This window comes from Fredinandcohnia onubensis (genome assembly GCF_002734215.1).
Lineage (GTDB): Bacteria > Bacillota > Bacilli > Bacillales > Bacillaceae_L > Ferdinandcohnia > Ferdinandcohnia onubensis.
This window is the reverse complement of the sequence record NZ_NSEB01000033.1, coordinates 1-1,449: the sequence shown is the minus strand read 5'-3', so window position 1 is coordinate 1,449 and position 1,449 is coordinate 1. Positions and strand designations below refer to the sequence as shown.

Genomic DNA, 1,449 nt, shown 5'->3' with positions numbered 1-1,449 from the left:
GTGAACTGTGCCCCCAATTTTAGACACTTATAAAAAGGGACTCATGCAGCCAAAAGATGATTCCGGTATTGAGCCGGGGTCATCTTATTTAAATCCCATTGGTATCGTTTAGTATTATAATCTTCGATATATTTATTGATTAATTGCTTTAGTTCATCAAAAGTCTTACACGATTTGTAGTCTATTTCATCTTTTAAATGGCCAAAAAATGATTCCATGGGGGCGTTATCCCAACAGTTACCTTTCCTTGACATTGATTGGGTAATGTTTAATTCCTTCACTCTTTTTTGAAATTCCGGATTCGTGTAATGCACACCTTGATCCGAATGAATAATTGGTTTCTCGTGCAACTTATTTTGCTTTAATTTATCTAAAGTTTTATAGACTATATCCATTTTTAATGAGGAAGATAAATAAGAAGCAACTACTTCTTTTGTACTTCCATCTTTAACACAAGATAAATAGGCTTTTTGTCCATTTGAATAGTATAGGTAAGTAATATCGGTTAATAAAACTTTGCCTGGTTCTTTTTGATCAAAATTACGTTCTAATAGGTTAGGGAAGGTACGATGTTCCTTTGTCGCTTTCGCGATATCTTTATAAGGTCTTGACCTTCTTACCTGCGTAATTAAAAGAAATTTGCGCATTAATCTTCTTATCTTTTTATGATTCATGACAACACCATAATCGTTTTCTAAATACATTTTAATTTGAAGAGCGCCAATTTTTTGATGATATTGTTCAAAGAGTATACAAATTAATTTGACATCATCTTGATCCTTTTTTTCACGTTCCATCCGATTCTTGAACGCCTTTAACCAAGCATAATACCCACTTTTACTAACTCCAGCTACTTTACATAAATAGCTTAGCAGTCTTTTTAATTCATATTTTTCTATAGTGGATTTAATCAGTCCAAATTTTTGAGAAGGGGTTAGTAACGTTTTTTCTTCATCGCCTGCCTTTCGAGTTCCTCCAGCTTTTTTAAGAAGTCATTTTCAGCTTCCAAAAGCTTGATTCGAGCTTCCGCTCTCTTTAATTTCTCTTCAACGGATAACTCTTTAGGATTATTAGATTTTTTTCTTCCTGAACCTCGTTTATTAAAAAGTAACCCCAGTTCACCTTGTTCGTCATATATTTTCTTCCATTGAAACAATCTCTTTCTAGGTATATCTGTACCTAGAAGATCAAGGGAAATACCATTCTCCCTAAAAATCTCCGAAGGAGAAGTGCCCCCAATGTATGAAAGAACAGCTTTTACCTTAAACTCTGGTAAATAAGTGATAGCATTAGGGGTAACTTTAATGATGTTAGGGTTGTCCATTAATTCCTTTATTTCTTCTTCTGTAAAAGCCTTTTTATTCATATATATCCTCCGTCCATAATCGTTAGGTATATTATAAACGGGTTTTAATTTCATTAATATAAGAAAACCCGAATAATGTCCCT

Annotated in this window: 1 protein-coding gene; it reads right to left on the bottom strand. The window is 33.2% G+C overall.

The window, feature by feature from the left end; translation table 11 throughout:
- Nucleotides 1-41: 41 nt before the first annotated feature.
- Nucleotides 42-1,366, bottom strand: a protein-coding gene (locus tag CKK03_RS23300) for an IS3 family transposase (RefSeq protein ID WP_142354054.1) whose coding sequence is annotated in 2 segments (ribosomal slippage) — nt 42-994 and nt 994-1,366 — 1,326 coding nt in all. Because the reading frame shifts where the segments join, the coding sequence is not laid out codon by codon here.
- Between the last annotated feature and the right edge of the window lie 83 nt (nt 1,367-1,449).